The sequence below is a fragment of the Niabella sp. genome, from assembly GCF_030150205.1.
Taxonomy (GTDB): domain Bacteria; phylum Bacteroidota; class Bacteroidia; order Chitinophagales; family Chitinophagaceae; genus Niabella.
Window position 1 is genome coordinate 139551 of record NZ_JASLGT010000026.1, and the last position, 26820, is coordinate 166370.

Here is a 26820-nt window from a genome sequence, read left to right on the forward strand (position 1 = left end):
CGACAAAAAATGCTATACACCCTGGAATCAGACGAAACCAGCTGGTAATAATTAAAATGTAAGGGAATGAAAAAAATGATATGGATTTTTGTTTTGGGAGTATTCGGGTTGTGTTTGTTACCAGGTGTTCCGGCAGCACAGGAGAAACCGGCTAACAACCGGTTGAGGAGTCCGCTTACCAGGGAGTATGTATACCCTGTGCGGATCGTTTGGCAACAAGGCCAGGTAACAGGAGCGGAGCAGTTATTAAAGCAGGGCATCGGTCAGGCCAGTTTAAATAATGCCAATGTGGTGTCGCTAAAAACAACTGAAAAAGGGCCGGCCAGCATTTTGCTGGATTTTGGCCGCGAAATGAATGGTGCGCTCGAAGTGATCACAGGTATGTGGCCGGCTCCCAACGGCCCCAGAAAGGTGCGGATCCGCTTTGGCGAATCAGTGAGTGAAGCCATGGCTGAATTAGGTGCACACGGATCCACCAACGATCATGCCATCCGCGATTTTAGCCTTATGATGCCCTGGCTGGGAAAAGTACAAAGCGGGGAATCCGGTTTCCGCTTTGTAAGAATTGATCTGCTGGATGTAAACGCAGAAGCGCAGTTGAAGGAAGTACGGGTGATTTCCACGTACCGCGACATTCCTTACCTGGGATCATTTAAAAGCAGTAATGAACGGTTAAATAAGATCTGGGAAGTGGGGGCGTATACGGTGCATTTAAATATGCAGGATTACCTGTGGGACGGCATCAAGCGTGATCGCCTGGTATGGGTGGGTGATCTGCACCCCGAAGTATCTACGGTGAATTCGGTTTTTGGCTATAACGAGGTAGTGCCCAGGAGCCTGGACCTGGCGCGGAATACCACACCGCTGCCGGGGTGGATGAGCGGTATCAGCACGTACTCTATGTGGTGGATCATTATTCAGCATGACTGGTACCTGCATCACGGTGACCTTCCTTACCTGAAGGAGCAACAAGCCTATTTACAGGGGCTATTGAAACAGATCATGGGCAAAGTGGTAGATGGTAAAGAACAAATGGACGGAAACCGTTTCCTGGATTGGCCTTCCAGTAAGGATACGGTTGCCATTCATGCCGGTTTACAGGCCATGACGATATGGAGTCTTGAACGGGGTGCCGATTTGAGTACCGTACTGGGAGATCTGGAAACGGCAAAGCAATGCCGGGAAACCGTAGCCGAAATGCGGAAGGTTGTTCTGCCGCACCATAACAGTAAACAGGCTGCCGCCCTGCTTTCCCTGGTTGGTATGATGGACGCCGGCAAGGCCTATGCAGATGTATTATCGGTTGGCGGCGCAAAAGGCTTCTCTACATTCTATGGCTATTACATGCTGGAGGCAATGGCCAAAGCCGGGAAGTACAGGGAGGCAATGGACCTTATTACGGAGTATTGGGGGGGCATGCTGGATCTGGGAGCAACCACCTTCTGGGAAGATTTTAATATCGACTGGTTAAAAAATGCAGCCCGCATCGATGAGTTGGTACCGGCTGGCAAAACAGATGTACATGCCGCTTATGGCGATTATTGTTATGTGGGGCATCGTCATAGTTTTTGCCATGGATGGGCATCTGGTCCTACGGTCTGGTTATCCGAACATGTGTTGGGATTAAAAGCTGTGAAACCCGGAGGAAGGGTATTCCGGCTAAACCCCCACCTGGGCAATCTCTCTTTTGCAGAGGGAACCTTCCCAACCGCATTGGGTGTAATACGGGTAAGGCATACAAAAGATAAGGCAGGAAAAGTGGTAACCACAGTACAGGCACCAAAAGGGATCCGTATTTTAAGATAACAGCGTTGGCTTTCGGCGATCGCAGCGGGGCGGAAAGCGATCCGTTTTTAGCAATCAGCAATCAGTTATCAGTTTTCAGTTATCAGCCTTCAGTTATTAGCACATCGGGTATGAAAACGGATCTGACCTGAAACTTTGAACCAGGAACATACGCGTAGCATTCAGCCTTTAGCAATCAGCATTTAGCTTTTAGCCATCAGCCATTCGCTATGGGCTCTTGCTTTAACGTTATTGTAAAAACCGAACCCTTGCCTTGTTCGGAGGTAACAGACAATGCCCCATCAATCTTGTCAAGCATTTCTAAAATAATAGCGCTTCCCATTCTGCCGTTTTTTACCGCTTTATCTCTGTTCAGGAAATTTTCAATCTGGAATGCATTCAATCCCTTTCCCGTGTCGGATACCTGTATTTGCAGGCCTTCGGGGATCAGGGCGGCCTTTATACTGATGGTCCCGTTCTCTGTATTCTTGTTGGCATTATCTACCAGGTTTCGTAGGATCAGTATCAATATGTCTTTATCCGTATAAGGCTGAATAGTGGTTGTATGAATGGAGCATTTGTTATTATTGATCTGCAGGATCTCCCTGAATAAGGCCTCGATGTCTTCGAAAAGTTGCTGCAGTGAAAACTGCGTTCTTTTTACGTTGAAATGTTCTTGCTGACTGACCGCCCAGGAGAAAAACTGGTCGGTGAAGCGGCTTAACTCGCCAATTAACTGGTTCAGGCCAATGACCTGGTTTAAATTTTCATCGCTGCCATGCGCCCAATTCTTCACCAGCGATTTTCCGGTAATTCTCATAGAAAAAAGCGGCGACCGGATATCGTGTAATACGGTTGAAATAATTTGTTCTTTTACTTCATTACTCTTCTTTAACGCTATTTCTGAATCCTCCAGCTGCTGTACGGCTGTACTTAACTTTTCTGTACGGGTTTCTACGATTTTTTCGATCTTCAGCTTCTCTTTCTCCAGTTTGGCTACACGCCTTCTTGATGACATATATACCAGGCCGCCGATCAGTAACACGATGCCTGCAAAGAACCAGCCTGTTCTGTAGAAAAAAGGCGTAACGGTAATATTAACGGAAATGCTACCGCCCGGTGTATGCTCATTGCTGCCCGCTTTCCGGAACATTAAGGTGTAGTCACCGGCAGGTAATGTATTTATAGAAACAATTCCTGAAGAAGGAACCGGGATCCACTCTCCCTTATTGGTGCCAATTTTGTATTCCAGTTTCAGGTCTTCTTTGTTGCCAAAAAAGGGACAGGCAATTTTAATATGCAGGTTTTGAAAGGTGGGTTTTAACCGGATGGGCCCATTGATACTGTCTAAGATTATGGATTGTCCGTCGATGCTTATTTCATCGATAAAGATTTTTTCCCGGGGAAAATCGGTTGTGAACCGGTTGGGATAAAACTTTACCAACCCGTCAATGGATGGCAATACCAGGGCGCCGTCATGCAACCACTGGAAGTTAGGATTTGCACCTCCGTTAAATTCATTGGTTCTTAGTCCGTTCCCTTTATTAAATGCAGACCAGAAAACCGAATTTGTTTTGCCGGTCGCAAAATCGGCCAATGTCTGAATCTGCACTTTGTACAGCCCGTTATTGGTGGGCAGCCAGAAGTTGCCAGTATTGTCTTCTATAAAAGCATGGATGGAGCTAAACGCCCTTCTGGGGCCAGGCGGTAACGGGTACAATTTATTGTTTGTGTATAAAAAGGAGCCCTTCCCATCTGTGCCGATCCATAACCGGTTTTGTTTGTCCGGGTACACGTTTCGGATGGAAAAGGAATCAAGTATGGACCGGGAGATCGTATGATTTTTAAGATCATACCATTTTAATCCGGCGGCAGTTGCAAGCAGGCAGGCCTCGTTTTTTAACGGTACCAGTTCTGTTGCCACCATATCCGGGGAGAACTTTTTCTGGTAAATCAATCTTCCTTCTGCGGTTATTTTGTATAAAGAGGAGTGTGTGCATAACAATAGGGTGCCATCTTCTTTAAATGGGATAATGCTTATCATCCGGTTATCAAGCTGGAAAATGTTTCTGTCTATAACCCCGGTCCTGGAATTGTAACGGGATAACAGGTAGCTATTTTCATAATAAATCCTGTCTGCACTATCGGTATAGCTTGCCCTGCCGTCGCTGTTATACAATGGTACATACAGGGAGCTGTTATCCCGGCGCACAAGCGCGTTGTTTACAAGGATATCATCCTGCGATGTCTTCGCGATGGTATAGTAGTTTTCGGGGCCGGATTCCTTTGGTATTTCTGGATAAATAAAATCCGACACTTTTATGGTGTACAACCCTTGCGTACCGGTTCCGATAAAATAAGTCTTAAGATCCGGCCGGTAGGCGATGCAAAGTGGCATTTCCAGGTTTAGGTTGCTTAAAACACACTTACTGTCCACGGCTCCGTTCCTGTAAAAAAGCTCGTAAAGGTTTCCGCCGGCATATATAAAGGCTCCCCGTTCGCACCATAAGGCCTTGAAATCGCCACTAAGGAATTGTTTGTTGCTGCTAATAGCTCCATGAATAGGACCTGCCTGCTCTACGCCGTTATTCCAGCATCTGCTCCGGTTGCCGGGCCATACCTGTAAGTAATAGTGGTCACCCAGGATCAAACGGCCAACCGGTTCCGTTTCATTTCGCTTTAATTTGGTGATATTGGTTTTGCGGATAAAATAGGCATTACCTCCCTGGAACAGATAAATGTCGCCGTTTTTCATTCCGCCCGGCGTTTTTACAAGAGGAATCGTTGCGGCATTATATATCGCCTGCCACAGGCTGTCAAATGTGGGGCTTTTTGTAATGTAACCTGTAGCCATAAAGTTGAGGCTGTCGGTACCAGCTAACTTGGGTAAATAGGCATACAGGGATGTGGATCCGGTTATTTTGATATTTTGAAAGTCCAGCGTTTGCGCATATATATTCCCGGCAGTATCGGCCATCATGGCCACGATTCTCTCTCCTTTAAGTCCCTTTACCACATCACTTCCATATGACTTAAAATTATTGTTATCAAACCGGACAATGCCGGCTTCTGTAGCCAGCCAGCAAAATCCACTCTTATCAAATTTAATAGCCTTGACGCTATTTTGAGGCAGGCCGTTCTCTGAATTGTATTGTTTTATTACATAGTTATTGGTTTGTGCATATACCAGGGTGTGAATAAAAAAAAGGCAGAAAAACAGCTGCACAGATTTTAGCTTCTTTTTTGAATAAAAACGGAAATAGTCATTAAGCATAGTGGTAGTAAAAGCCGAACAAAAATACAGGATAATTTATGACTATATGCAGGAGAAATCAATAAGCTAAAACGGCAAAAGTTGAAAAGTATGAGTGTTTTGCCCTGCAGCGTATAACCAATTTGCTTGTTGATAACCGATGTATTGATCTTCGGATTATACCGTACTTCCTCTTTAAGTTTATTCAGGTTGTACTATATTTTTTTATTCCGTTTTTAACAGCCGGTAAATTGCAGCGATAATACTTGAATAAGTGCAAAATACTTATGAGAATAATTATGAGAAACCTCTATCCATCAATTAAAGTCAACGTTTATCCTCAAAATCAAATGTCGGATTCAAGACAAAGCAACGCCTGGCATTAAGCTAAAGAATCATAAACCTCAAAGAATAATCAGTTGTTTACCCGTTTTTTATTTATCTCAAAACTAAAATCACATGATAACAATGCGTACAGCAAAAATCGCCTTATTGGCATTCATTAGTATTTGGTCTGCCACTTATTCTTATGGGCAGGCTTGCTATGGCACCAGTGGTTGCCAGGACTACAGTAATTTTGGTGTTAACTCTTCTGTTGCATCCAATTTAGAATACGATAACTTTGTATCGGCTTTTCACCAGAGTGTAGTCCGGGATGCATCCGGAGATCTTAAAATATGGGGACAAAAAACCGCAGCAAATGGTACCGGGGATCTCCTGTCTCCAACCCCTATTAACAGCGTTAATTTTCCCGGCCTTACCGGCACACCTTTAAAGGCTTCAATAGGAAGTTCCTATATCAACGCCTTTCAGAATGTTTTATTGACAACCGATGGGTTATGGGCCTGGGGAGATCCGGGTGGGGTCATTCCCAACGCTGTAAAAAGTGATAGTAAGTTTGGAAAAGTGAACCTCGGACTACCCGCCGGAGTTTCGCCTTCAGATGTAAAGATGCTGTTTGCTACCTATCAAACGCTGGCCATTACTACCTGCAGTGGAAATGTTTGGGTGCTTACCAATCATACCGGAGCCATGCGCGGGGATGGAACTACGGGAACGCCCGCCAACTGGAATACGACCTGGGCACGCGTTCTAAAAACCGATGGCACTCCACTAACGAATGTGGTTGCCACCCGTGGAGCCTGGGGCGCGCTTATAGCACTTACCAGCACCGGGGAAATTTATACCTGGGGTAACAGAACCTGGTTAGGAACCGGAGAGTCGGCAGCCGCCGCAAAAACGCGGGCTACGCTGATGCAGGCGCCCAGCACAACAGATGGCCCTATAAAAATGATTGGAGCAACGGCTGATGATACTGGCCCCGCAATCACTTATTATGTACTGTACCAGAATGGTAAACTATTTTCCACCGGGGACAATGCGAACCGGCAGAAAGGAAATTTTACAACCACCAGCAACGGCACCTGGGTGAGACCTTCTTATCCAAGTACCGCAAATGCAAATGTTGCAGGAGCCCCAATGGACAATATTGTTTGGATTTCACCGAATGAACATGATCCAACCTATCCGGGTATCAATGTGATTTCCGGTGATAATAACCGCGTGTTTGCCTGGGGATTCCAGGAAAGTGGTAACCTGGGGCGGTCAAATGGAGCCAACAATCCGGGCGAACCTGCTGATCTTGCAGGAGGGGGGATTACGGTAGTGGAAACCGGCGGACATACCACACTGGTCCTTAACCAGTGCCAGGCAAATTTTGGATATGTAGGCCATAAAGTAAGTGGCAGTATGGGTGATGGAACCAGCGTTAGCGCAGTTCAAGTTAACTATAGCTATGCAACCAATGGTCTTAAGGTGTGCGGTGCTCAACAGACAAATTTGCCGGAAATAAACCTGGCGAATGCCCCTTCTGTTAACAGCAATGGTGAATATTGCCGTGGTACATCAGTAAAACTATTGCCTTCACCTGCCGGAGGTACGCTTGCCATAAAATCCGGGGCAGGTTTTGCAACCCTGGCCGATAGTATTTTAAGTTTCACTGGCAACGGATTGGTGACGGTAAGTTATACGGTTACCAACCCAGGCTGTCCGAAGCCGGTTGAAGTAGTACGCACGTTTAATGTGACAACCTGCACTCCAATTGTAACCATCAGCGGAAAGGTATGGGACGATAATAATGGCAATGCCAAAACGGAAGCCGGTGAAAATGGTGTTTCCAATAATATGTGGGCGAACCTGGTTGGACCGGATGGCGCTGTTATCGCCTCCGTAAAAATTAATGCAGATGGCACGTATACGTTTATCGTAAGTAAATCCCTGCTTACGGAAACCGGAACGTATTCGGTGGTGTTAACCAACAATAGCAGGCAACAGGGCGTGCCGCTTCAAAGTGCTGATAGCCCCGCTAACGGTTATGGTTATACCGGAACCAACAAAGGTACCAGTAACACGGCGGATCCTGCCAACCGCAGCGGAAAAATCAGTGTGGGAGATCTGAACGCTGCTGCAAACAATAGCACGGTTGCAAATATAAACTTTGGGATCAGCAATGACCCGTTGGTGCTGCCAGTTACATTCGGCGCCGTTTCAGCTAAGATCACCAATGGAAAGCTTGTTGTGAACTGGAGTACGATGAGTGAAACCAATAATGATCATTTTGATGTTGAGATTTCTAAGGACGGTACCAATTTTACCAAAATAGGAACCGTAAAAAGCAGCGCGCCTAACGGTATATCCACGGGTACAACCGACTATAAATATGAAATGGACTTATCAGGCAGTACTGCCATTTTGGGCATCGGTATCCTTGCGCTGGGTTGCCTGACGCTTCACTTTAAACGGAAAGGCAAAGTACTGTTTGTTTTAGCAATGATTGCCGGCAGTACACTTTTTATTGCAGGTTGTAAAAAGGTGTCTGCAGACCAGGCTAATAGCGGGGAGTTTTTCTTAAGGATCGTACAGGTTGATGTGGATGGCACGCAGTCGTTTAGTAAAATAGTAAAAGTGATCAAAGATTAAATTTTTAAACGAGCGATAGCTACATTTGGCAGCATTGGCCAATGTAAAACGGGGGGTAATTCTTTACACCCCGTTTTCATTTCACATGTTATATGGCTTTGCCTGAGGAATCAGTTGAACTGTATCCGGAACGCATCAGGTTTTTCAGCTAAAGTGCATCAAGTAATATCATCCCAACCCAACCTGATAATGCCTGCGCGTGTTCTGATATTTAATTTACGCATAATATTGTTTCTGTATTGTTCTATGGTACGTTCTGAAAGGGTCAGATAATGACCGATCTCTTTAGTGGTTGTTTGCTTGCACAACAGTGCCGAAATCGGCGCTTTTTGCCGGATAGCGGTATTTTTATAAAATGGAACGGAACGGGATTAAGGGGGCATCGTTATTTGCCCCTATCCACTCCGGGCGCACATGCAGTTTCAGATAGCTTTAGTATTTTTACCTGAAATGCATATGACATGGTTGAAAATTACTTTGCGACCGCCGGTTACAGGTATTGCAAACGGAATTTTTGTAGATTGCTCCACGGGCTGATCATTACATTCGTTTTGATTCATGTATCGAAACCGGTGCAGGCCCAGGATGATGAGCTTCCCCAGAGGAATCAAAAGAAGGTAGTGATCACATCAAAAATCCTGGATGAGCAACGGTCATTATGGATCTATACCCCCGTAAACTATGCATCATCCGGTGAAAAATACCCGGTACTGTATTTATTGGATCCTGATCAGAACTTCGCCTATGTAACGGAACTTGAGCGTTTTTTATCGGACCGCTATCGCATTCCCCAGATGATCATTGTTGGCATAGTAAACACCGATCGTAAGAAAGACTTCACGCCGATACATTCGTTGCTCTTCGACGGCAAGATCGACAGCAGCCTGGCAACGACCGGAGGTGGAAAAAATTTCCTGGACTTTATAAAAAATGAGCTCATCCCCTACATCGATAAGCATTACAGAACCCATCCTTACCGTGTGCTCTCCGGGCACTCCCTGGGTGGACTGTTTGCCGTTTACTGCAAAGAAGCGGACCCCGGCCTTTTTCAATCGGAGATCGTGATCAGCCCCGCGATTTATGGCGGAAATATGGAAATCCTTGGCCGGTTGTCCGGTTTCCTCAGAGCGCATTCACAACTCAAGGGCTACCTGTCCCTGTCACTGGGCAATGAACCGGGCGGTAAGCTGGCCGCCGACTCCCTTGTTACCCAACTAAACCAGTTCGCCCCCCAATCCCTTAAATGGCAATATAACAGGTATATGGACGAAGACCATTTTTCTGTGGGATATAAAAGCATGTATGACGGGCTGCGGTTTATTTTTGCAGACTGGTTTATGAACCCGCAGGACACAGCTTCCGTAAAATCTTACCAGGATATAGCATCGCATTTCGCACGTCTTTCGATTCAATATGGATATACCATACAACCTTCTGAAGATTTTATGAATGAATGTGGCTATCAGCGACTCAACGGAGGCCATATGGATCAGGCCATAGAAATATTTGCACAGAACGTCAAAAACCATCCTGGCTCGTCAAACGCTTATGACAGCCTGGGCGAAGCGTACTATTTAACGGGAGATATGAAACGCGCCCTGGAAAACTACCGGAAATCAGTACAGCTAAATCCCGGAAACCAGCATGGGAAGCATATGATCAGAAAGATCACCAGCAAACGGTGATATCTTTAAAGATTTTCAAAAACCGGATGGGATAGATGTTCAGGTACCTCATGCCGGCAAAAAAAATCAATAACATTTTTTTGTCATCAAACTGCCAACCCTTACTTTTGCCGCGGAGAGATGGCAGAGCGGTCGAATGCGGCGGTCTTGAAAACCGTTGACTGTAACAGGTCCGGGGGTTCGAATCCCTCTCTCTCCGCCGAAAATAAAAAAGCGCTGTTTTCAGCGCTTTTTTATTTTTAGATAGAATGGCTAACGAATACGGCTCACCGGTTGAGCAAGAACGTACAGACAGCAAGACAGTCAGCTATAAACAAACTTTAGGGATCGCTGTTTCCAGGCCTGCGCTTTTACACCTCAAAGAAAGTACTTTTTTTCAGTCTTATATCGTCGATGAAAAGAGATGGGTTTTCCTGTTCAGGCGCCAGTGCTATCCGGAACCAGGCATTGAATAAACAGCTTTTGCAGCGGCTTATTTTTTCAAACGCTGTCATGAAGTACGGGTTGCCCATCATGGCATTTCGCAAACACGCCAGTTGAGGGTTTCGGCATAGCTGGTAGCACCCGCAAAGGCGATTCCGGAGGCGGAGCTCAGGTTGGCCGTGCCATATCCAAAAACCATTACCTTGCCGGCCTGTTTGGTGCTAAGGGGAGCGGTAAAGGAAGCGTCTTCGCTTAAATAGGAAAACATCACAAAGGTTACCGGGGAGCAGATCGTCCTTGAACTGCGCCAGTTCTGTAACTGGTCGGCAAAAAAAGGTGTTTCGTAATAACTGGCCACTGAAGTGCCCAAAACAGAAGTGGTATAAGCCGAACCGCCCCAGTCATATACGAGGGTGCTCTGCAAACGCCGGGAATCGAGCGGGAACCTGCCGGGTATACGAAAAGAGTCGATTGTAATGCCTATTTCAGAACGTGAACCCCAGGGGCCCTGTGTATCGGTTTTTGTATCAATGCCACTATGCGGATTGCCGAGATTGGTCGTATTGCGATCGCTGTGATGCGATCCCGTACCGATGCCGGATTTGTAGTTGTCGAAGAGAAAAAACGATGTTGGAATATCACTTACGCATAAAAAAGGATTGGGATCATCCGGCTTGGACACTGGTGGCGCTGGATCTGATGGCTGATTGTCACCACCGGGCGAATAAGGCTGAACCGGTGTTTGTACCGCCAGCTGAAACCGCAGAAATTCCTCGAATTTAATCAGTCCCCGTTGGTCTGAGGGAAACAGTGTTTTTATTTTTTCCTGGTAGCTGAGCTCATTCACTTTCGCCTCCGTCCAGATCTTTTTGATAAACGGATAATAGGCTTTTGACAGGTATGCGGCTTTCGACCGTTTTTCATCGGTTGTTTTCGCATCTGCAACAGCCTTTATAGCGGCCTGGTATCCTTTGTACATATCCGGTTCCGCTTCCATAAGTATACGCAGGTTCTCTGTTACCGGTGCAACGATTTCCGATATCTTTTTTACCAATGCCTCCTGATCGGCTTTTGCTGAAACCTGCATGGCTTCAAGGGATGGATTGAAGAAGATGGTTGGGTACCGGGTTGAATCTGTCTTCGATATAAAAAGGCTTTTCGTAACCGCCAGCTTATCCGGAGGGAGCGCAGTTTCATTTGCATCTGTTAACGCGTTCTTTTTGCAGGAAGTTTGCCCCAGAAGCAGACCCGCAAATAACAACGGGTAAAATGTCTTTTTCATGTGTATGATTTTTTATTTTTATGAATTGATGGATAAATGTTACGCCAGGGACCCTTTGAATGGGCCCTGGGTGGGCCTGCAAGTAAAAATAACTTGTACTGTATGCGATGGGTATTATTAAAAAAGATGATTTTTTAATTTCTGGCAGCCTGTATGATTTTACTGTAGCTTTTTGTTCCGTCCTTGTCTTCCTGTGCTATTCGTATATACATGTTTCCCGGGGCATTCGATTGTATTTCAACTGAGGTCCTGGTACAGGAAATCAGCACAGCCGCACTTACCAAAGCGGCAGCTACGAGCTGGTGGCGGCGTTTATTATGCAGTGGTAATAGCAGGATCGCCAACAGGCTAAAGCCGGCGAATGCCAGATTGTGCAGGTCAAGGTGAAAACTGTATTGTATGGGTGTATTGGAACTGCCCCCGGAAGATTTCAATGTCCCTATTTCTTTAAACTGTTTGCCATCCCGGGATGCTTCAATGATATAGCGGTCGTTGTTGTTTTCCGAAAGACTGGTAAACTGTACCAGCAACATATTGCCTGTGATGGCTGCTGTAATGCTTCCAAAGGTTACGGGCAACGGGCCTTCTGTAACAACAGGCAATGTCATTAATTCGCTTTCCTTTAAGGCACGGTTGTAAATGCGGACTTCGTCTATGATGCCATCGCTGTATTCATCGGGCCCGCTTAAGCTGCGCCCAATGGAATAGGAATTTACATTGTCCAAACTGAAGGCTTCGTGGTAAGCTTTGGCTCCAACCAGGTTGCCATCTACATAAAATTTAGTGATATCTGTGAGCTTGCTGTACGTTACTGCCAGGTGATGCCACTGGTTGAACTGCCAGGTATAATCACAACCGATATAATTGGTGTTGTAGCCCGACTCAAATAAAATACCTCCCGATGCCCAGTTGGCTTCCAACAGCACCGAACCCCAGTCTGTCGATGGATCATATTGTTCAAAAACAGCAAATACGTTCCAGTTATTATACCAGTTCCGGATATTGATCCAGGCCGCAATGGTTACTTCGTTGGACGTGTAGATTTTAGAAAGAGAAGCACTGGATGCTATCTCAATATAGGAATTAGTGCCGTTAAAATTGTAGGCTGAATTCGCATTCCCGAACCGGTCTGCAGTAAGGGTAGCATTGTGCACAACGCCGTTATTATTGTGGCCACTTGCATCAGCGGCATTGCCGTTGAATGGTAAATAAAGCAATAGGCTGTCGTTGATCGATTGTGCCATGGACGATTGTGCGGATAGCGTCAGCGAAGTCAAAAAGAGCATATATTTTATCATCTTATAACGGCTTTGATATGCTGTGATGAACGGTTTGGTGAAGAAATCGAAAGGAGGCTTCATTTGTTTGTTTTTAAGGGGCTTGTTTGGATATAAACGCAGCTTTTATACAGGCTGCCGCATAATTATTAAAAAAGATGATTTCCTGATAGAGCTTTTGTGCTTTTGGCGTGGTTTGACGGCCATCGTTTCATGTCCTGAACGGGAAACCGACAATGCAGACGGATAACAGGATACCGAATAGCTGCAGGAAACAGCCGTTTTGAAAATGCCGGGTTCATTTCTGAAGATTTGTAGTTAATTTTTATAGCTTTAATACCAGGTGTAAAAATAGACCGGTACCGGGGGCAGGTAAATCATTAAAAAAGATGATTTTTTGGACCCGTGCATCCGGAAAATCATTAAAAAGGAGGAGGAGGAATGGTAAGGCCAGTGCTTAATTTGCGATGATGGTGACCGGCTGCAAAAAATGCTGCTGTTCTGCTGTGTCTGCCTATTTTAGTTCCTGATACATACACAGCAGAAAACGAAGAAGGACAGCCTTCTGAACATATTAAACCTGTAACGAATGATGAAGCAATTGATTTTACGAACGCTGTGCCTGTTATGTATCTGCATCTCCGGTAACGGACAAACACCGGATAAAGACAGCTTGCTGAAACTGCTGCCCGTGGCAAAAGATGATACTGCAAAAGTGCAGCTTTATATCGATATCGGCAATCAATATGAAATGGATGATCATAAAACAGCAAAGCTGTATTATCATAAGGCCCGGGTGCTAAGTGAACGTTTAGGATATAAAAAAGGCCTTATAAAATTTATTACCAATTATGGACAGATCTTGAACCTGGAAGGAGCCTTCGACTCGTCCGTTTTGCTGAATAAGCGTTCTGTTGAACTGGCCAAAACCATGAATGACCCCTTGCTGTTAGGAAAATGTTATGCCAATACCGGTATTGCTTTTCAATATACGGGCATCTACGACAGCGCCGCATTGTATATAGAAAAGGCAAGGCCGTATATTTTACAAACGGGTGATAAAATGCTGCTGGCAAAGCTTTCCGATGTATTGCAAAACCTCTACATGAATCTTAAACGGAACAAAGAGGCCATCAATGCAGGTGAAGAAGCAGTTGGCTATTTCCGTACGGGAAATGATCCTGTTAGTTTAGGGATTGCCCTGTTAAACCTGGGCAATAATTACGAATCGGTCAATGGTCATGAAAAATCCCTGGCATTATACAGGGAGGCACTTCAAAAGGCAGAGGCTGCCAACTATCATGATTTACAGGAGGCCGCCTTATTGGGCATCGTAACCGCTTACATGCACAAAAATGATTTTGACGGTATGAAGCCGTATATCGACCGGGTGCTTGCGCTTACTAAAGATGGGGATGTGCCGGGAACTACCGTTGTGGCCTACCGGGCCTTATCGCTCTATTATTATTTTAAAAGAAATTACGCAGAAGCAAAAAAGTTTATCGATCAGTCGCTTGCCATTTGCAATGAGCATAACCTGAGAAACGATAAAGTAAAGGGATTGGAAACGCTAAGCAGCATATTCATTGCTATGCAGCGGCTGGAGGATGGGGAAGAAGTGCTGCGGCAGGTAACATTGTTGCAGGACAGCCTTGTTGGTGAAGATGTGCAAAATGAAATCGTGCGCACTGAAAAGCGTTTTGAACTGGAGAAAAAGGAATCCCAGATAAAATTACAGCAGACAGCGCTAAAGCAAAAAAACACGCTCAATTATTTGTTTGGGATCGCGGCCCTGTCGGCCATTCTTATTGGTTTGCTTGGCTACAGGAGCTACCGGCACAAGCAGAAATTGCAGCGGGCCCGGATTGATGAGCTTGAAAAAGAAAAGCAGCTGGACGCCATGGAAGCCGTACTGAAAGGTGAGGAACGGGAGCGTACCCGCCTGGCCAAAGACCTGCACGACGGGCTAGGGGGCATGCTGAGCGGCGTTAAATATTCTCTAAGCAATATGAAAGGAAATTTAATTTTGACACCCGACAATGCGCAGGCGTTTGAGCGCAGTATTGATATGCTGGATAGCAGCATCCGGGAAATGCGCCGTGTGGCGCATAATATGATGCCTGAGGTACTGGTAAAATATGGGTTGAATGTGGCATTGCAGGAATTCTGTAATGAAATCGACCGGAGCAGCGCCGTACAGATCAGCTATCAGTCGGTGGGGGCTGGTGATGCCGCTGTTGATCAAACGGTTGCGGTTACCATTTACCGTATTATACAGGAGCTGGTGAATAATGCCATCAAACATGCCCATGCGCAAAATATGCTGGTGCAGTTACATATATCTGAGCCCGAAAAACGGTTAACGGTAACGGTAGAGGATGACGGTAAAGGATTTGATAAAAGCCAGCTTACCACTGCTGAGGGCATGGGTTGGAGCAATATTCAAAACAGGGTTGATTTTCTGAAAGGAAAAATAGATGTGCATTCAGAACCAGGCAGGGGCACTTCTGTTTTCATTGAGGCCGGTATCTGATTGGCCACGGAGGCACTGAAGCACAGAGGGTCTTGTGCTTTTTTAAGTTAAAACAGCGGAAGTCCTGATCGGAGGGGTTGTGGCAGTCGTATAAAAAAAACGGAGTTTCTGTGTTCCGAACGGTTTGAACAGTGACCATAACACAGAATCTTTGTGGTAAAACCAAACAAATATGAAAGCGAGCGTATTTATAGTAGATGATCATTACATGGTAATTGAGGGCATCCGCTCTTTACTGCAACATGAAAAAGATATTGATTGGATGGGGCACGCGACCAATGCCGCCTCCTGCCTTAGTTTTCTGAAACAACAGCAGCCGGATGTATTATTGATGGACATCAGCCTGCCGGATAAGAGCGGCACCGACCTGTGCAGGGAAGTAAAGCAATTATTTCCAGCTGTTTTTGTGCTGGGACTCAGCACATTTAATCAGCAGGCGGTGATCCGCAATATGATGGATAACGGTGCTTCGGGCTACCTGTTAAAAAACGCAGATAAAGCGGAGCTGCTGGAGGCCATTCAGCTGGTGCTGGCAGGTAAAACCTATTTCAGCCAGGAAGCAGCCGCTTCGTTAAAAGACAACGACCAGGTTCTTCCCCTGATCACAAGGCGCGAAAAAGAAGTGTTATTGCTGATTGCTAAAGGGCTTACCAATGCAGAAATATCTGAACAGCTTTTTATCAGTGTTCCCACGGTAAACACACACCGTAAAAGCCTGCTTGAAAAATTTGATGCAAAGAACACCGCTATTCTGATCAGCAAGGCCATTCGCCAGGGGATGGTATAAGGCTGTTAAAGCGTTCCTGGATGTTATTCCTGATGTGATTCGGCCTGCGGAATGGGCATGCTCCGGGATCTGTTCCTGCCCGGCATTTTTTTTCAGGTGTGTATCAGGAGGACGTACCGGCGATAATAAAAGATGAAAAAGTCTTTTATTTGCTTTTCCTCGTATCTTTGTGCGGATTTACGAATACTTCAGGGGCGGAGTAGGATCGGTAATGGCGGCAGGTTGCAGATTAATAAAGGATAAAAGGTGTTTATATCTGTAACCGCTGTTCCGGAGTGTAGCGGAAGATCCGCTTTTGCCTGGAACTTAACCGGCAAATTAAAAATAGTATGGATATTCATGAACAAACCGTTATAGGAGCGTTAGTAGCCGAAGATTACCGGACTGCTGCTGTTTTTAAAGCATATGGTATCGATTTCTGCTGTAATGGCAACCGTACCATTGCGGAAGCCTGCGCAAAAAAAAGGGCGGAGCCACAGCTCCTGATCAATGCGCTGGAGCAGGCCTGCAATCAGTCGGATACCGGTACGCTGGCGTATAATAACTGGCCGGCTGATTTACTGGCAGATTATATTGAAAAAAAGCATCACCGCTATGTAACGGCAAAAATCGCTGAGATTACGCCATTCCTTGAAAAAGTAACCACGGTGCACGGAGACCGGCATCCTGAATTGAAAAAGGTGGAAGCATTGTTCAGGGATAGTGCAGCTGAACTGTCGGAGCATATGCACAAGGAAGAAACGGTGCTGTTCCCGTATATCCGGAATATGGCGGCAAACGGAACTGCCCGCCCATCTTTTCGAACAGTAGCGGATCCCATCAGTGTGATGATGTATGAACACAATCAGGAGGGCGAGCGTTTTGAAAAAATTGCAGTACTTACCGGTAACTATACTCCTCCCGAAGATGCCTGCAATACTTACCGGGTCACTTTTTCCCTGCTGAAAGAGTTTGAGGAAGATCTGCATCTGCATGTGCACCTGGAGAATAATATCCTGTTTCCAAAAGCCGTTAAAATGGAAGAGGAGCGGAACCATTAAAAACACAGGAGGCAGGAATAAGATCTTGGGTCATGAACCTTATTATGATGCATCGATGGAGGACTGCATATCGAAGACGTGGTTACAGTGGGGCTTGTTGAATCTTGCGCTCGTAGCCTTATATGGTACACTGATGCGTTATAAGATCGCATTTGATTTTCCGTACCTGCAGCAAAAGTACCTGGCGTACGCGCATTTTTTGCCTTTAGTGGGAGGGGCGGTCATCTGCAATGTACCGGTCCGGCACTTATAACCACGCCCTATCTTGTTACTGGTTGAAGCCGGGAAATTGTTTATATCACAGCTGGTGGGGATGGTGCAAAAAAAATGGACATACTAAGCAAAAGAGCATATCCATTATAATCAACCTGTAGTTACCATTCCGCCTCAAAGCATCTTAGTTGGCCGGTTTAAACTAGCAACGGCACATTCGGAAATTTAAAAAAACAGACGCCGGTAAAGATTTTTTTACAGCATCTGCAGTTTTGAATGCAGCAAAGGTATACCTTTAATCGTAATAAGTCAACGGTTGGTGACTTGTAACGATTAAGCTATTTGGAATAATAGAAGAAATATACCTTATTACGTCAAATACGTATGCAGTGTTCAGATGCAACGTGAATTTTTTATAAATATTTAATATTTTTTGAAAATATTTCTAATACATCTAATGGCGGAGTGTTGCGTTTGATTTTCTAAAAAACAGAACCTTTGAAAGCGGTTGCTATGAAAGCGAAACAAAGAAATACCCAGGAGCCCAGGCGGGATAAGCAAAAATCCATGCAGAAATTGTTGCATTCGGTGGGAGCGATTCTTCAGAAGGATGGCTACAAAGCACTAACGGCGAATCATATTGCGGCTCATGCAAAATTGGACAAAAAACTGATCTATAATTATTTTGGAAGTCTGCGGGGGCTGATCGATGCGTATCTGAAGGAAAATGATTTCTGGAAGCGCACGGAACTGGTAACGGACCAGGAGCCGCTTACGGATATGCCCGCAGCTAAAGTAGTGGAGATCTTAAAAGGGCAGTTTACATTCCTGGAGCATTCGCCGGAGATGCAGCATATCATTCTTTGGGAGCTGAGTGAAAAGAACCCGTTGTTACAGAACATCCTGGACGAGCGGGAACGCTTCGGCGAACAGCTGTTCAAATTAGCGGATCACTACTTTAAAGGTACGGCTGTAAACTTCCGGGCGGTGAATGCCTTGCTGGTGTCGGCCATTTACTATATCATCCTGCATTCCCGTTATAACGCCAATACCATTTGTGGTATTGATGCCACTAATAAAAAAGGAAGGGAACAGCTTTTTAACGCTATAGAGCAGATCATTAACTGGTGTTACCAGGAAGCAGGCGTGTATCCGGAATAAATAAGCCGGCAACCCATGCTGCAGGCCTGTAACCTTACCGTAAAAGAAGATTGATCGTTTATACGACCGGGTTCCCCGTTTCTTTTTGTTTCAGCTGTAACGCCGCATCGGTCAGCGCTGTTTGCCCCAGGCGTTGTTCTACTTCCGCAATCGATTTAAACAGGTTGTTCCGGGTATCCGTTATTTGTGTAATGGCCTGCACCAGCCATTCCCATACCGGCTGTATGTTTGCTACCAGGGCCTGCCCCTGGGGCGAAAGCGTCAGCAGGCGTTTCCGCTCATCACCGGGATGTTTTTTTGAGCGAATCAGTTTTTTTTTCTCCAGCTCTTTTAAAAGACTGATGGTAGAAGGGTGGGTATATCCAATTTCCGCCGCCAGCTCCATCACACCCAATGTGTTCTTTTTATGCAGGGCATAGATCACCGGAAACCACTTGGGATCAAAGTCGATGCCACAGGCCCGGTATACTTCATGTCCCTGTTTGCGGATGCGCTCACTCAGCCGCTGTAACCGGGTGGCCAGCGCCAGTATGCCGGCTTCATCAATGATATCCATGGCTTTTACTGATTTGTGAGTGAAAGGGAATAGAACCGGTTATCAACCGGCATTTTCGGGAAAAAGGAGGGCAGGGCTGTTTCCGCGATTTCGGTGAAACCCTGTTTTTCATAAAACCGCATGGCCGCCTTCAGCAGGTCAACCGTGCCCAGGTACAACGTTTCAACCTGTTGTTGCCGGCAATACCGGATCAGGGTGTGCAGCAGTTCATGCGCTACACCTGGTTGCGTTCCCCGGTATTCTTTTTTTACAAACATTTTCCGGATTACCCCGGTTTGTTCGGGTGTGCGGATCAGGGCAATGGTGCCGATGAGGATGTCGTCTGCAAAAGCACCCCAGAAATTTCCGCCGGGCTTTATATAAAAGGCATCAATGTTTTGCAGGTCGGGCTGGCTTTCCAGCGTAACCGGCACATTAAATTCTAGTTGCTGAATGGTTAAAATCAGGTCGATGACCTGCCCGCTATAAGCGTTGCTGAGCTCCCGGATGGTAAACATAGTCTCTGTATTGTTAGATCAATGCCGCTTCCCTCAGCGATTTTTATAATGCCGCATACGCTGATTGTGCCTGCGGTGCCTTCCTGCAGTATTTTAAGCATGGTTAAAGCCGGTGCCAGATCTGCGCAACTTGTCACATCCCGGGCGTGATCTGCGGCTTTAGGGAAACCACATCAATGATTAAATAGCAAATATATGTAGTTAACTACGTATTTAGCTACTTAATTAAAAATTTATATTATTTTAGCAGAACATAGCCGTGTGTGCCGATGAATCGATGGCAGGAGTATGACCCGTATATGGATGGCTGGGTTTTAATGATCGTATATTCTAAGGGGTTAATCCGGAGGTAAATGCCTGCCCAGACTGTTCCGTTGCAAAAGGCAATAAAAACGTGGTTATATTTGTACCTATGTTAAGGCGCTCACTGGAAATTATAAGCAGTAGTTTTCGCATGGCCATGCAGGAGCTATGGAAGAATAAGCTGCGCACCTTCCTGTCGCTTTTTGGCATTACCATCGGGATCTTCTGTATCATCGGCGTATTGGCCACGGTAAACAGCCTGCAGCAAAACATACAGAATGAAATAAAAACCCTGGGCTCCAATACGATCTATGTAGATAAATGGGATTATGGAGGCGGGCCCGATTATCCCTGGTGGAAATATGTGAACCGGCCGGTGCCCCGTTATGATGAGGTAAAGCCAATAAAAGAGCGCACACCCAATGCCCGCTATGTGGCCTTTGCGCTCCAGGGAAGGGGAAACGTAGAGTTTTCGGGATACCTGCTAAACGGTGTAAACGTATACAGTGTTAGCGAAGAGTACATCAAGATACAGCCGCTGACTATGGGTTTTGGCCGTTTTATTTCCGATGCGGAATTTAACTACGGCACCAATGTGGCGGTGATTGGAAATGAGATTGCTGAAAAGTTATTTAATGAGCCGGAGCTGGCGGTAAATAAAATGATCTCCATAGCCGGACGGAAGATCCTGGTAGCAGGTGTCATTGAAAAACAGGGAAAGCAGATGATCGGTGGCTGGGGCTTTGATCAGAGCGTGATCCTTCCATTTTTGTTCGGACGTACGATCTACAACGAGGAAAAGACCGATCCGGTGATCATGGTGCAGGGCCGGGAGCAGATCACCAGTAAGGGGCTAAAGGATGAACTGATGGTAACCATGCGGAGCCTTCACAAGCTGAGCCCGAAGCAGGATGATAATTTTGCATTAAATGATATCAATGATATCGGCAGCCAGGTGGAAGAGGCCTTTGCGGGATTAAATATAGGAGGAGCTGTAATTGGAGGGATTAGTTTGATTGTGGGATTGTTTGGTGTAGCCAATATTATGTTTGTAACCGTAAAGGAACGCACTTCGCAGATCGGTTTGAAAAAAGCCCTGGGCGCCAAGCGGCAGATCATTCTTACGGAGTTCCTGCTGGAGTCGGCTTTTCTTTGCATGCTGGGCGGATTGATTGGCTTATTCCTGGTATACCTGCTGGCGCAGATCCTGAGTAAGGCCCTCGATTTCCCGGTATTTATATCCGTTGGTAATATGGTATGGACCTTTTTGATCTGTGTGATCGTTGGGGTGATTGCGGGTATTGTTCCGGCGATACAGGCGGCAAAAATGAACCCGGTGGTGGCCATCCGGAGTTGAGGGAGTGGGTAGTAGTGAATAGGCAATAGTGAATAGGGAATAGGGAGTAGGCAATAGTGAATAGTCAATGGTGAATCAGGGTCGTTTTCTTAAAGTCGCAGATGTGCAGATTTGGTACAGGCTTTAACTACAACAATGTCGCAGAAAAGCGCCGAAGGCGTGATCAGCGTATCTGCGCAACCATAAAATTGCTTAAGGAAATGGCATTGAATGGTGAATGGGCAATAGTCAATAGTTAAGAGGCGGGGCGCTGAATAAATTAAAATAATGAGCAAGATAAATATACTGGCAATTGAATCGAGTTGTGATGAAACATCTGCGGCGGTTTGCAGCGGCGGGGAAATTTTATCGAACCGGATCGCTACACAGGCGGTGCATGCAGAACATGGGGGTGTGGTGCCGGAACTGGCATCGCGGGCGCATATGCAGCATATCGTTCCCGTGGTGGATGTGGCATTAAAGCAAAGCGGGTTGAAGCTGGAGGATATGAATGCGATCGCGTTTACGCAGGCACCCGGATTGATCGGGAGTTTGCTGGTGGGCGGACAGTTTGCAAAATCGCTGTCACTGGCATTGAACAAGCCGCTGATAGCGGTGAATCATATGCAGGCGCATGTGCTGGCGAATTTAATACCCGCGGATAAACCCTCGTTCCCATTTCTGTGTTTGACGGTGAGCGGCGGACATACCCAGATCGTAAAATGTGTTTCGCCTACCCGGCTGGAAATTATCGGCGAAACCATTGATGATGCGGCAGGGGAAGCTTTTGATAAGGCCGCAAAAATGCTGGGATTGCCTTACCCGGGCGGACCACTGGTGGATAAATATGCAAAGGAGGGAAACCCAGACCGGTTTCAATTTCCTGAACCCAGGATACCCGGTTATAATTTTAGTTTTAGCGGACTTAAAACGGCGATCCTTTATTTCCTGAGAAATGCCGGTACAGCACAGGTATACAAAGAAGAGTTTGCAGCCTCAGAGGCAGAACGGCAACGCTTTATTGATGAGAACCTGCGGGATATTTGTGCCTCTATCCAGCACCGGATCATTTCGATCCTGTTAAATAAACTGAGCAGGGCTGCCAAAGAGCTGGGGATAAAAGATCTTTGTATTGCCGGTGGTGTATCTGCCAATAGCGGGCTGCGGAAGGCATTTAAGGAAATGGGTGAGGAAAAGGGCTGGAATACATTTATTCCGGATTTTCAATATTGCACCGATAACGCCGGTATGATTGCCATCACCGGTTATTATAAGTATCTCGAAAATGATTTTGCAGACCTGTCGGTGCCATCCATGGCACGGGGATTTTAATGGTTAAAAAGTTCCATGTTCCATAGTTCGCGCATAACGTGAAACCCTGGAACATGGAACCTGAAACAAAAGAATTAGTTTTCAGTGATCAGTTGTCAGTCGATTATGCCCGGATCATCGATTTATCTGCTCGCATGGAGTGTAAAGCGAAAGTTCAACCTGAAACTTTGAACGTCAAACCTGAAACTTATATCAGCCCTGCTAATTCCAGGCTTTTCTTCTTTAATTTCCGTTCTTCAATATCTTCAATAATTCCGTCGGCCTCTACAATTAAGGAAGTACCGTTCTCTTTCCACCAGGAATGTTGTTTTAGTTTTTGCAGTGCGATTACCCCCGATAAATATTTACGGCTTTCCTGGGCATGCCATTCCTCGATCCACTCAAAGTCTTCTTTGGGAATATTCGCCAGGTCGGTAAAGCTTACAAATACTTTCAGGTAAATGGCATCATTGAGCTGGTGCGGCTTGTGGTGGTATAATTTTTTATACTCATACCGGTATTCATAGCGCAGTGCCGAGATATCGCTCAGTACTGCTGAAGCGGTAGGAAAGCTTCCGGCACCTTTACCATAAAAGAACTGCTGATCTGCAAACCCGCTTTCAATAACCACACCGTTGTATTCATTTTTTACAAAGGACAGGGGGCTATCGGTATTTACAAATTGCGGAAGCACATAGGCACCCACACCGCCATTGATCAGTTTTTTTGCCTGCGCCACCAGTTTGATCTGTTGTCCGCGCGCCTTGGCTACCAGGGCATCTGATTTGGCAATATTCTGAATGCCGTTAAACAGGATGTGGTCCGGGTGCGCCACAATGCCATAGGCATGAAGCAACAGGATGGTCCATTTGTTCAGTGCATCATATCCTTCTACATCCAGGGTGGGATCGCTTTCTGCAAAGCCCAGTTGCTGTGCCAGTAACAGGGCGTCTTTAAATGCCAGGTTTTCTTCAAAGATCTTGGTGAGGATAAAATTGGTACTACCGTTTACGATGGCACGGATGCTGTGCAGGAGATCATTGTCATAGTACTCTTCCAGGTTCCGGATCACCGGGATGGAAGCGCAGGCAGAAGATTCGTACAGCAGGGACCTTCCGGTTTTTTGCTGCAGCTCCAGTAATTCCGAGAGGTTTTCCGCGATCATTTTCTTGGAAGAGCTCACGACGTCCTTGCCATTTTTTAAAGCCGTGCTTACAATTTCAAAACCAGCAATGGAGTCATCGATCACTTCAACGATCAGGTTGATGGAGGTGTCGTTTAACAGTTCATTGCGATCGGTTGTAAACAGATCTTCGGGTGCATTTCTTTTCTTCCCCGGATGCTTGATGCAGACTTTTTTGATGCTGGCTTTTAAAGAAGGTGTTTGTTGCAACACTTTATAAAGCCCTTCTCCTACAACACCAAAGCCAAATAGTCCGATCACTAATTCTCTATGTTCGCCCATTGTTTTTATTTTATCGCCACGCCTTCGGCATGACGGGTTGTGAATTTTTTTATTGCTTCTGATATCTGGTCAAATTCCAGCAGGAATCCATCATGACCATAATCAGAACGGATTTCTTTTTCGATGGCTCCGGGGATATGTTCTGCTAAAAACTCCTGTTCTTCCGGTGGAAACAGCAGGTCTCCTTCCAGTGCCAATGCCAGCGTTTTTGCCTGGATGGTTCCCAGGGCCTTAATTACCCCGCCGCGTCCGCGTCCAAGGTTGTGGCTATCCATACTTTTGCTAAGGGCATAATAGCTGAAGGCATTAAAGCGTGCCGCTAATTTAGTACCCTGGTAGCGTTGGTAGCTTTCACTCCGGAAAGCTTCCAGCTGTTCATCCGAATGTTCGGATTGTGTTTTGTTATAGGCTGTAGCATTGCGATAGGAGAGCAGGGCGATTCCCCGCGCTACCTCCATGCCTTTAAGTCCGGCGTCCGGACTTTTGGTTTGCCAGCTTTGATCGGCCTCAATCGCAAACCGCTGCGAGGCATTAAAGGCCTTTCCCCAGGGGGAGTGCACCGCGTTGGTTGCCAGGGGAATGATGTATTCGAAGAGCCCCGGGTCCTGTACGGCCCATTCCAGGAGCTGTTGTCCGCCGGTACTGCCCCCGATACCGATCTTTATTTTTTGAATGCCCAGTTCTTTTTGCAACAACTGGTAGGCATGTGCCATGTCTCGGATGGTGAAGAACGGGAAATCATGATAATAGGGTGCTCCGGTTGCCGGGTTTACATCCAGGGGGCTGCTGCTGCCATAACAGCTGCCCGGCATGTTTACGCAGATGATAAAATCCTTTTGGGGATCAAAGGTTTTTCCTTCACCAATCATTTCGGGCCACCATTCATGCGGGTTGCTGTTTGCTGTAAGCGCATGAAAGATCCACACCACGTTGGACTGCTCTTCATTGATGCGGCCATAGGTGGTATAAGCCAGCCGCAGGTTTTGAAAAATTACACCACTTTCTAATACAAAGGGTGCCGGATATGTAAATATGTTTTGTTGCATTCTGGGTGAAAAGACCTGTAAGGTTTTAACCAATCTGCAGAAATGGGAAAACCTTACAGGCCTTGTTTTTTACTGGTTAAAAACAGCGGCAAAAGCCTGCTCAAAATCTGCTTTAATATCTTCGATATATTCAATACCAAGGCTGATGCGGATCAGGTTGTCCAGCACGCCGGCACTGGCTCTTTCGGCTTCGCTGAGCTGCTCGTGCGTGGTAGAAGCGGGATGGATGGCCAGGGTTTTGGCATCGCCTACGTTTGCCAGGTGGCTTACCAGCTTCAGGTTATTGATAAAGTTCCGGCCGTTTTCAAGTCCGCCTTTAATCCCAAATTGCAGCACACCGCCAAAACCATTGATTAGGTACTTTTTGGCCAGGGTGTGATATGGGCTGCTTTCCAGTCCGGGATACCATACGAACTCAACCTTGTCGTGTTGCTCCAGCCATTGTGCAAGCGCAAGGGCATTGTCTACCGTACGTTGTACGCGCAACGAAAGTGTTTCCAGTCCCTGCAGCAGCAGGAAGGAGTTAAAGGGACTCAGTGCCGGTCCAAAATCACGCAGTCCTTCCACACGGGCGCGGATGGCAAATGCAATATTGGGCAGTCCCAGCGGGTTGCCTTCACCAAACACCTGCCAGAAGTTTAACCCGTGATAGCCTTCTGAGGGCTCGGAGAACTGCGGGAATTTGCCGTTACCCCAGTTGTAATTGCCTCCGTCTACGATGATGCCACCGATGCTGTTGCCATGTCCGCCGATCCACTTGGTGGCTGCTTCTACAACAATATTGGCACCGTGTTTAATGGGCTGAAACAGGTAACCACCGGCACCAAAGGTATTGTCTACGATCAGCGGGAGATCATATTCTTTGGCCAGTGCGACAAATTTTTCAAAGTCGGGAACATTCAACCGCGGGTTACCCAGCGTTTCGATATAAATGGCCTTTGTTTTGTCATCGATCAACGGACGGAAGCTATCTACATTATCATCTGCAGCGAACCGTACGTCGATACCCAGCCGTTTAAAAGAAACCTTAAACTGGTTAAACGTACCGCCATATAAAAACGGAGAGGTAACAAAATTTTCACCAGCCTGCAGCAGGTTGGTAATGGCTAAAAACTGTGCGGCCTGGCCCGATGCGGTAGCCAGTGCGGCAACGCCTCCTTCGAGTGCGGCAACGCGCTGCTCAAATACATCGGTGGTCGGATTCATGATCCGGGTATAGATATTGCCAAATTCTTTTAAGCCAAAAAGATTGGCGGCATGATCGGCATTTTTAAAAACATAAGAAGTCGTCTGGTAAATCGGTACGGCACGGCTTCCGGTTGTAGGGTCGGGCTGCTGACCGGCATGCACCTGCAATGTGTCGAAATGTAGTTGGTTACTCATAAAAAATAATGAATTTAATAAAGTGAAAAATAATGTTGAACTATGTAAGGGTCGTTAGAGAACACCTGTTGGGGGTATGAAGATGATATGCCTGCTAAGGCATACAACAAACAGGGCAACACATTACGGGCGTAATGTAAAAAACGGGATATGTTGCGCTTTGTTTCATGCAGACTACGAATTTAGTAGAGTTTTGTTTCATATTCAAAAAAAATTACAGGCAGCGGATGGCCGGCACAAAAAAAGCCCACCCGGATAAACCAGATGAGCTGTCTTATGAATGTTTTTATAATACGCTACAAATCCGACTTATCTTCCTCCCGTTTCTGCGGGAGCTGGAATTGGCACCTTGTTATCCTCATAACAGGTTGCCAAGGCTTCATTGGGCCAAACCCTCTGCCTTTCTTGATAAGGTTTCCCACCTGGGCGGGAAAATGAAAAAGAACTAAAATAACCTGCTGACAGGCCGGCGCAAAGGTAGGAAACAAAAAGGAAAGAAAAAAGC

20 protein-coding genes, 1 tRNA gene and 1 riboswitch are annotated in these 26820 nt (G+C 46.2%); of the genes, 12 read left to right on the forward strand and 9 right to left on the reverse strand.

The genetic code is table 11. From position 1 onward, the window contains the following. Positions 1 to 66: 66 nt before the first annotated feature. Positions 67 to 1806 carry a hypothetical protein gene (locus Q1V85_RS20005; protein ID WP_300602334.1) on the forward strand — a complete coding sequence of 580 codons (1740 nt, stop codon included), beginning with the start codon at positions 67 to 69 and terminating at the stop codon, positions 1804 to 1806. Between the two features lie 196 nt (positions 1807 to 2002). Here the strand turns inward: Q1V85_RS20005 and Q1V85_RS20010 are convergent, their stop codons facing one another. Beyond that, positions 2003 to 5011, reverse strand: a complete 3009-nt coding sequence (locus Q1V85_RS20010) for a sensor histidine kinase (RefSeq protein WP_300602335.1) — start codon at positions 5009 to 5011, stop codon at positions 2003 to 2005. 495 nt (positions 5012 to 5506) lie between these two features. Here Q1V85_RS20010 and Q1V85_RS20015 point away from each other — a divergent pair, with 495 nt between their 5' ends. Continuing rightward, complete coding sequence (locus tag Q1V85_RS20015; RefSeq protein WP_300602336.1) at positions 5507 to 8017, forward strand: hypothetical protein; 2511 nt, start codon at positions 5507 to 5509, stop codon at positions 8015 to 8017. 158 nt (positions 8018 to 8175) lie between these two features. On the opposite strand, the gene Q1V85_RS25235 is transcribed toward Q1V85_RS20015, so the two are convergent. After that, complete coding sequence (locus tag Q1V85_RS25235) at positions 8176 to 8325, reverse strand: LuxR C-terminal-related transcriptional regulator (RefSeq protein WP_366914020.1); 150 nt, start codon at positions 8323 to 8325, stop codon at positions 8176 to 8178. 312 nt (positions 8326 to 8637) lie between these two features. Between Q1V85_RS25235 and Q1V85_RS20020 the strand changes: the two genes are divergently transcribed. The 3 genes from Q1V85_RS20020 to Q1V85_RS20030 all read left to right on the forward strand — a co-directional run bounded on the left by Q1V85_RS20020 (position 8638) and on the right by Q1V85_RS20030 (position 10157). Then, a complete protein-coding gene (locus Q1V85_RS20020) occupies positions 8638 to 9702 on the forward strand; it encodes an alpha/beta hydrolase-fold protein (protein ID WP_300602337.1) in 1065 nt (354 codons plus the stop codon). A gap of 114 nt (positions 9703 to 9816) precedes the next feature. After that, positions 9817 to 9901 (forward strand) — tRNA-Ser (locus Q1V85_RS20025). 49 nt (positions 9902 to 9950) lie between these two features. After that, positions 9951 to 10157 (forward strand): hypothetical protein, encoded by a 207-nt coding sequence (locus tag Q1V85_RS20030; protein ID WP_300602338.1) that lies wholly within the window; start codon positions 9951 to 9953, stop codon positions 10155 to 10157. Between the two features lie 56 nt (positions 10158 to 10213). On the opposite strand, the gene Q1V85_RS20035 is transcribed toward Q1V85_RS20030, so the two are convergent. After that, complete coding sequence (locus Q1V85_RS20035; protein ID WP_300602339.1) at positions 10214 to 11407, reverse strand: hypothetical protein; 1194 nt, start codon at positions 11405 to 11407, stop codon at positions 10214 to 10216. A 134-nt stretch (positions 11408 to 11541) separates the two neighbouring features. Continuing rightward, positions 11542 to 12768: a LamG domain-containing protein gene (locus Q1V85_RS20040; RefSeq protein ID WP_300602340.1), complete on the reverse strand. Its 1227-nt coding sequence runs from the start codon at positions 12766 to 12768 to the stop codon at positions 11542 to 11544. A gap of 505 nt (positions 12769 to 13273) precedes the next feature. Between Q1V85_RS20040 and Q1V85_RS20045 the strand changes: the two genes are divergently transcribed. The 5 genes from Q1V85_RS20045 to Q1V85_RS20065 all read left to right on the forward strand — a co-directional run bounded on the left by Q1V85_RS20045 (position 13274) and on the right by Q1V85_RS20065 (position 18418). Then, positions 13274 to 15217 (forward strand): ATP-binding protein, encoded by a 1944-nt coding sequence (locus Q1V85_RS20045; RefSeq protein ID WP_300602341.1) that lies wholly within the window; start codon positions 13274 to 13276, stop codon positions 15215 to 15217. Between the two features lie 172 nt (positions 15218 to 15389). Continuing rightward, positions 15390 to 16004 carry a response regulator transcription factor gene (locus Q1V85_RS20050; RefSeq protein WP_300602342.1) on the forward strand — a complete coding sequence of 205 codons (615 nt, stop codon included), beginning with the start codon at positions 15390 to 15392 and terminating at the stop codon, positions 16002 to 16004. 329 nt (positions 16005 to 16333) lie between these two features. Further along, on the forward strand, positions 16334 to 17044 hold the full coding sequence (ric, locus tag Q1V85_RS20055) for an iron-sulfur cluster repair di-iron protein (RefSeq protein ID WP_300602343.1): 711 nt from the start codon (positions 16334 to 16336) through the stop codon (positions 17042 to 17044). Positions 17045 to 17099: 55 nt separating this feature from the next. After that, positions 17100 to 17297 carry a hypothetical protein gene (locus Q1V85_RS20060; protein WP_300602344.1) on the forward strand — a complete coding sequence of 66 codons (198 nt, stop codon included), beginning with the start codon at positions 17100 to 17102 and terminating at the stop codon, positions 17295 to 17297. Between the two features lie 473 nt (positions 17298 to 17770). Then, the gene (locus Q1V85_RS20065) at positions 17771 to 18418 is read left to right on the forward strand and encodes a TetR/AcrR family transcriptional regulator (protein WP_300602345.1); all 648 of its coding nucleotides are present in this window, start codon (positions 17771 to 17773) and stop codon (positions 18416 to 18418) included. 58 nt (positions 18419 to 18476) lie between these two features. Here Q1V85_RS20065 and Q1V85_RS20070 read toward each other — a convergent pair whose 3' ends face one another. Together Q1V85_RS20070 and Q1V85_RS20075 are read right to left on the reverse strand one after the other, a co-directional pair. Further along, entirely contained in the window at positions 18477 to 18974 is a 498-nt protein-coding gene (locus Q1V85_RS20070) for a MarR family winged helix-turn-helix transcriptional regulator (RefSeq protein WP_300602346.1), read from the reverse strand. A 5-nt stretch (positions 18975 to 18979) separates the two neighbouring features. Next, positions 18980 to 19471 (reverse strand): GNAT family N-acetyltransferase, encoded by a 492-nt coding sequence (locus tag Q1V85_RS20075; RefSeq protein ID WP_300602348.1) that lies wholly within the window; start codon positions 19469 to 19471, stop codon positions 18980 to 18982. Between the two features lie 412 nt (positions 19472 to 19883). Between Q1V85_RS20075 and Q1V85_RS20080 the strand changes: the two genes are divergently transcribed. Further along, entirely contained in the window at positions 19884 to 21131 is a 1248-nt protein-coding gene (locus Q1V85_RS20080) for an ABC transporter permease (RefSeq protein WP_300602350.1), read from the forward strand. A 267-nt stretch (positions 21132 to 21398) separates the two neighbouring features. Next, positions 21399 to 22442 carry a tRNA (adenosine(37)-N6)-threonylcarbamoyltransferase complex transferase subunit TsaD gene (gene tsaD / locus Q1V85_RS20085; protein ID WP_300602352.1) on the forward strand — a complete coding sequence of 348 codons (1044 nt, stop codon included), beginning with the start codon at positions 21399 to 21401 and terminating at the stop codon, positions 22440 to 22442. Positions 22443 to 22629: 187 nt separating this feature from the next. Here tsaD and Q1V85_RS20090 read toward each other — a convergent pair whose 3' ends face one another. The 3 genes from Q1V85_RS20090 to Q1V85_RS20100 all read right to left on the reverse strand — a co-directional run bounded on the left by Q1V85_RS20090 (position 22630) and on the right by Q1V85_RS20100 (position 26315). Next, a complete protein-coding gene (locus Q1V85_RS20090; RefSeq protein ID WP_300602354.1) occupies positions 22630 to 23886 on the reverse strand; it encodes a homoserine dehydrogenase in 1257 nt (418 codons plus the stop codon). Positions 23887 to 23891: 5 nt separating this feature from the next. Then, complete coding sequence (gene metX / locus Q1V85_RS20095) at positions 23892 to 24932, reverse strand: homoserine O-acetyltransferase (RefSeq protein WP_300602356.1); 1041 nt, start codon at positions 24930 to 24932, stop codon at positions 23892 to 23894. A 69-nt stretch (positions 24933 to 25001) separates the two neighbouring features. Then, positions 25002 to 26315, reverse strand: coding sequence for an O-acetylhomoserine aminocarboxypropyltransferase/cysteine synthase family protein (locus Q1V85_RS20100; protein ID WP_300602358.1), 1314 nt, complete (start codon positions 26313 to 26315; stop codon positions 25002 to 25004). A gap of 306 nt (positions 26316 to 26621) precedes the next feature. Next, a riboswitch (SAM riboswitch) is annotated at positions 26622 to 26730 on the reverse strand. Positions 26731 to 26820: the final 90 nt, after the last annotated feature.